The sequence below is a fragment of the Mesorhizobium sp. M7A.T.Ca.US.000.02.2.1 genome (assembly GCF_003996995.1).
Taxonomy (GTDB): Bacteria; Pseudomonadota; Alphaproteobacteria; order Rhizobiales; family Rhizobiaceae; genus Mesorhizobium.
The window spans coordinates 1-5847 of record NZ_RZTT01000380.1 but is presented as its reverse complement, the minus strand read 5'-3'; the positions used below and the strand labels follow the sequence as shown (position 1 = coordinate 5847).

The 5847-nt window shown below is 64.1% G+C and carries 4 protein-coding genes; 2 read left to right on the top strand and 2 right to left on the bottom strand.

All coding sequences use genetic code 11. The annotated features are described in order from the left end of the window. The coding region (locus EOD15_RS27020) for a pilus assembly protein N-terminal domain-containing protein (RefSeq protein ID WP_127409003.1) at positions 1-549 on the bottom strand (549 nt) is incomplete at its 3' end. Positions 550-579: 30 nt separating this feature from the next. Beyond that, a complete protein-coding gene (gene cpaB / locus EOD15_RS27015; RefSeq protein ID WP_245463773.1) occupies positions 580-1506 on the bottom strand; it encodes a Flp pilus assembly protein CpaB in 927 nt (308 codons plus the stop codon). Between the two features lie 237 nt (positions 1507-1743). On the opposite strand from cpaB, the gene parE reads away from it, so the two are divergent. Both parE and EOD15_RS27005 read left to right on the top strand, forming a co-directional pair. Beyond that, the gene (gene parE, locus EOD15_RS27010; protein WP_127270722.1) at positions 1744-3798 is read left to right on the top strand and encodes a DNA topoisomerase IV subunit B; all 2055 of its coding nucleotides are present in this window, start codon (positions 1744-1746) and stop codon (positions 3796-3798) included. 44 nt (positions 3799-3842) lie between these two features. Further along, positions 3843-5847 (top strand): FUSC family protein (locus EOD15_RS27005; RefSeq protein ID WP_148129651.1); only part of this gene is annotated, 2005 nt, incomplete at its 3' end.

Here is a 5847-nt window from a genome sequence, read left to right as displayed (position 1 = left end):
GATGTTGACCGAGTTGATGACCTCCTCGGTGCCGGAAAAGCGCGTCGCGATCTTGTTTGCCTTTTCGGCGGCGACCGCGTCATCCGCCTCGCCCGACAGCACGACCCGGCCGTTGGCCGATCCGACCTTGATCCTGGCATCCGGCACGCTGGCCCGAATGGTGCTGGCCAGCTGGTCTGTGTCGAGCGTCACCTCGATGTCGACGGTGCCGACAAGCTGCTTCTTCTCATCGAACAGCGCAATGCCGGTAGTGCCGAGATTGTTGCCGAGCACGTAGAAGGATTTGTCGGTCAGCGGATTGACGTTGGCGATCTCCGGATCGCCGATGACGATCTGGTAGAAGGCGGCACTGGTCATGATCGTCTTCGGCTTGCCCTTGGCAACCTTGATCGACGCATTCTTGGTCGACGACACATAGACGATGTCGTTGTCAGCTCTCGCCGAGGCGCCGAAAGCCAGCATCGCGGCAGCAGCCAGCGAAGACGCGACAGCCACCGCACGCAAAATGCGCAACCGCCCCATGACCCGATATGTGAACAGCCCGAACATTGTCCCGTCCCTCACCCAGTCCCCACTGGCTTATTTCTGGTCCCGCGAAGGAACCTGGTATTCCTCGGCCTTCGTGCCGCGCGTGACGATGACCGTCTTGAACTTCGGTTTCTCCGGCTCCTTGGTGACGGCGTCGAACACCGAGCCGGCCGCGGCCTGCACATCCGAGGCGACCGATCCGCCGAAGGAGGAGATGGTGGTGACGCCGTTCTTGCCGTCACCGCCTTCGCTGGCGGATCGAAGCGACAGGGACAAGGTGCCGACGGTGCGGGCCAACGCCACTTTCTGCGCGCCGTCTGTCGTCACCTCGATAGTCACCGAATTGGAAATCTGCGGCGTCGTCTGGCGCTCGTCGGCGCCCTGCCCGACGCTCAGCACCTTGGCATCGGCAACGACGATCTCGGAGGTGATGGTCGAACCGGCGGCCCCTTGCGCATTCTTGGCCACTTCCTGAATTTCGCCGGCATCGCGCGTCAGCACCACGTCCACGCGGTCACCGGGCGTGACGAAGCCGCCGACACCGGCGATCTCATCGGTGCGGATGGTGACCGCCCGCATTCCAGGCGTCATCATGTTGGAGAGTGTCGCGCGGCCGTTCGGACCGGACAGCTTGGTCAGCAGCACCGGTTCGTTGACCTCGATCGGCGACAGCACCACGCGGCTGCCATCGGCGAGCAAGGCATTGATGGTGGTGAAGGCGCCCTGCGGCACGGCCTCTTGCGACCACGGGATTTCGCTGAGCTGCGCGCGGTCGAGCGCCATGCCGTAGCGCAATGGGGCATTCGCCACCACGATGGTCTTGAACTCGACCTTCGGCATAACAGGTGCCGGGATCGACGACGTCTTCTCTTCGGAATCGGCCTTGGCCTGGCTTTTGACCCAGAAATCCGCGGCAAAGATCGAGATCGCCCCGAAAACGGCGGCGATGCCGATCATCGATATGGCCTTGCCCCTCACGCCTAAACCCCTGATATCAGCAGTTTCTTGTTTTGTTGGGCTTACGCTAGGCCGCATTGTTAAAGAATCAGGAATCTTGCGCGGCGGCATCGGACCTATTTCCGCCAGCTTGGTTATCGAATGGTTTTGGGTTAAGAGGGATCAGATCCCCGAACGGAACAGGAACCTCGGTCGCTTGGCGCTGAAAAGCGTGGCAGTATCGCGAGGTGATTCGCAGCACCGGACCCTATGGCAGGCATGGACGACAACAACGATCTCTTCGGCAATATGGACAAACAGCCGCAGCCGGTTCGCACACCGGCGCGCCCGGCGGATCCGCTGGTGCAGGCCACCAAGCGTCCTGCCTCAATCAAGGATGGCAGCGAGGGCTATAGCGCTGCCGACATCGAGGTGCTGGAAGGGCTGGAGCCGGTGCGCCGCCGGCCAGGCATGTATATCGGCGGCACCGACGACAAGGCGATGCACCATCTGTTCGCCGAGGTCATCGACAATTCGATGGACGAGGCGGTAGCCGGCCATGCCACCTTCATCGATGTCGAGCTCTCGGCCGACGGCTATCTCGCCGTGACCGACAATGGCCGCGGCATCCCGATCGATCCGCACCCGAAGTTCAAGAAGCCGGCGCTCGAAGTGATCATGACGACGCTGCATTCGGGCGGCAAGTTCGACTCCAAGGTTTACGAGACATCAGGCGGCCTGCATGGCGTCGGCGTGTCCGTGGTCAACGCGCTGTCGGACCATCTCGAGGTCGAGGTCGCGCGGGGACGGCAACTGTATCGACAAAAATTCTCGCGCGGCGTTCCCGTGACCGGCCTGGAGCAACTGGGCGAAATCCACAACCGGCGCGGCACAAAGATCCGATTCCACCCCGACGAGCAGATTTTCGGCAAGGGCGCTGCGTTCGAACCGGCGCGGCTCTACCGCATGACGCGCTCGAAAGCCTATTTGTTCGGTGGTGTCGAGATCCGCTGGACCTGCGATCCGTCGCTGATCAAGGAAAAAGATCAGACACCGGCCAAGGCTGAATTCCATTTTCCCGGCGGCCTGAAGGATTATCTCAAGGCATCGCTCGGCGACGACTTCCAGGTGACTCGCGAAATCTTCGCCGGCAAGAGCGAGAAACAAGGCGGCCATGGCTCGCTCGAATGGGCGGTGACCTGGTTCGGCGGCGACGGCTTCATCAATTCCTACTGCAACACCATCCCGACCGGCGAAGGCGGCACCCACGAAGCCGGCTTCCGCAACGTGCTGACGCGGGGCCTGCGCGCCTATGCCGATCTCGTCGGCAACAAGCGCGCCTCGATCGTGACCTCGGAAGACGTCATGATCTCGGCGGCGGGCATGCTGTCGGTGTTCATCCGCGAGCCGGAATTCGTCGGCCAGACCAAGGACAGGCTGGCGACGATCGAGGCAATTCGAATTGTCGAGACCGCGATCCGCGATCCGTTCGACCATTGGCTGGCCGACAATCCGCAGGAAGCCTCGAAGCTGCTCGAATGGGTGATCGCGCGCGCCGACGAGAGGGTGCGCCGACGGCAGGAAAAAGAGGTGTCGCGCAAGAGCGCGGTGCGCAAACTGCGGCTGCCGGGCAAGCTCGCCGATTGCACGCAGAATGCCGCGGCCGGCGCTGAACTGTTCATCGTCGAAGGTGACTCGGCCGGCGGCTCAGCCAAGCAGGCGCGGGACCGCGCCAGCCAGGCGGTGCTGCCATTGCGCGGCAAGATCCTCAACGTCGCCAGCGCCGGCAACGACAAGCTCGCCGGCAACCAGCAGATCTCGGACCTGATCCAGGCGCTCGGCTGCGGCACGCGGTCGAAATACCGCGACGAGGATTTGCGCTACGACCGCGTGATCATCATGACCGACGCTGATGTCGACGGCGCCCATATCGCCTCGCTGCTGATCACCTTCTTCTACCAGGAGATGCCGGCGCTGGTGCGTGGTGGCCACCTCTATCTGGCGGTGCCGCCGCTTTACTCGATCAGGCAAGGCGGCAAGGTCGCCTATGCCCGGGACGACGCGCACAAGGACGAGCTCCTGCGCACCGAATTCACCGGGCGCGGCAAGGTCGAACTCGGCCGCTTCAAGGGCCTGGGCGAGATGATGGCGGCCCAGCTCAAGGAAACCACCATGGATCCGAGGAAGCGCACGCTGCTCAGGATCGACGTTATCGACGCCGAGGCGGCGACCAAGGACGCCGTCGATGCGTTGATGGGCACCAAGCCGGAAGCCCGCTTCCGCTTCATCCAGGAACGCGCCGAATTCGCCGAGACGGAAGTGCTGGATATCTAGCCATCAGCCGGTTTAGCTTGCGCTTCTGATATGGAGACCAGCGTGTGATTGCGGCACGGCTGAAAGGCTATTTCGAAACCAGTTTGGCCGACCTGACGCAACCGACGCGGTCGGATTGGATTTTCGCTCTTCGCACCGTTTCAGCCGGGCTGAGCGCACTGCTGGCCGCCTACGCCCTAAAACTCGACCACCCGCAATGGGCCATGATGACGGTGTTCATCGTCGCCCAGCCGGTTGCCGGCATGGTGCTGGCGAAGGGCTTCTACCGGCTGCTCGGCACGCTGGTCGGCGGCGTCGCGGCGATCGGCATCACCACCGTATTCGGCACCAACCCCTGGGTGCTGGTGACGGTGCTTGCCGTCTGGATCGGCATCTGCACCTTCGTCTCGTCGCTGCTGCGCAATCCGGAAGCCTATGGCGCCGCGCTCGCCGGCTACACCGCAATGATCATCGGCCTGCCCGCCTTCGGACAACCGCATCTCGTCGTCGACCTCGCGGTCGCGCGATGTGCCGAGATCGTGCTTGGCATTGTCTGCGCCGGCCTGACCAGCCGCCTGATCCTGCCAAAACTGGCCAGCGACGCCATCGTCTCGCGCCTGAAACGCTGTATCCTTGATCTTGCCAGCTATGCCGGCGGTGCGTTCTCCGGCGGCGACCCGGCAACGCTGTCCACGCTGCACCGAAAGCTGATCACTGATGCCCAGACGCTCGGCGAGATGCGCGCCTATGCCAGGCTCGAGGCGCCGAGCTTCGCGCCGCGCGCCCATCCAGTCCGTCGCACCATCGGACAGCTGCTCTCGGCCCTGTCGGCGGCACGCGCGCTGCATTCGCACGCCGCCCCGAAGAATGCGGCGCTCATCCCGGTGCGCTCGGAACTGCAGTCGCTGGTCAGCGAGCTGGCGACCAAGCCCGGCGCGCTGGACGATACGGCGCTGTGGATGGCTCGGCTCGATGCGATTGCCGGAAACGCCCGGCAAATGCCAGATGCCTCGACCGACCAGGGCGACGACAGGGTCGGCACCATCACCCGCCTGACCATTGCCGCCGATTTCGCCGAGGCGCTCAAGCAGGTGCTGCGCGGCCTCGACGCCCTGCGCGCGCCTGCCACGCGCCTGGCCAGGGGCAGCAGGCAGCCTGCGCTGGTGGTGCATCGCGATTACGCCGGCGCATCGCGTAACGCCGTGCGTGCTGCCCTTGCCACGCTGCTGGTCGCGGCCTTCTGGTTGACGACGAAATGGTCGGAAGCGGCCGGCACGGTCATCCTCGTTGCTGTCGTATCGAGCCTGTTTGCTGCTCGCCCCGACCCTGTGCAGGTCGCCTGGGGTTTCTTCAAGGGAACGCTGCTCGCTTTGCCCTTTGCCTTTCTCGTCGGCCAGATCGCGCTGCCCGCTTTGCCGGGCTTCGGCTGGTTCATGCTGTTTGTCGTGCCCATTCTTGTACCGACGGCGCTGGCCATGGCCAATCCACGCTATGTCGGCGTGGCGACGGCCTTCGCCATCAACTTCCTCGCCTTCCTGAGCCCGCACCAGGCGATGACCTACGATCCCGTACCCTTCTTCGCCGGGTCGGCGTCGATCCTGGTCGGCATCCTGCTGGCGATCGGTGTCTTCATCGTCGTGCTGCCAGCCGATCCGTGGCTCGCGGCCAACCGGATCGTGCGCGCCATGCGCGAGGATCTGGCGCGACTTTGCCTGCATGAGCGGGTGCCGAGGCGGTCGGCCTTCGAGAGCCTCGCCTACGACCGCATCAACCAGCTGATGCCGCTGGTGCAGAATGCCGGTCAGAAGGGCGATGCGGTTCTGGGCGGCGGAGTCGCCGCCGTCACCGTCGGCCTGGAGGTCCTTCGGCTGCGCGATGCAAGCCAAAGCCATGCCATTCCATCCGAGACCGCGCTTTCGATCGCCAACTTCCTGAGGGGACTGGCGCGCGAACTGCTTTTCCGCGCCCTCGGCGATCCACAGACCTCGACCGTCGCCGTCGCCCGGCAGTACGCAGCGAACATCGCCGAGCGAAACGGCACCGGCGAATTGCTGCAAATCGCAGCATCGC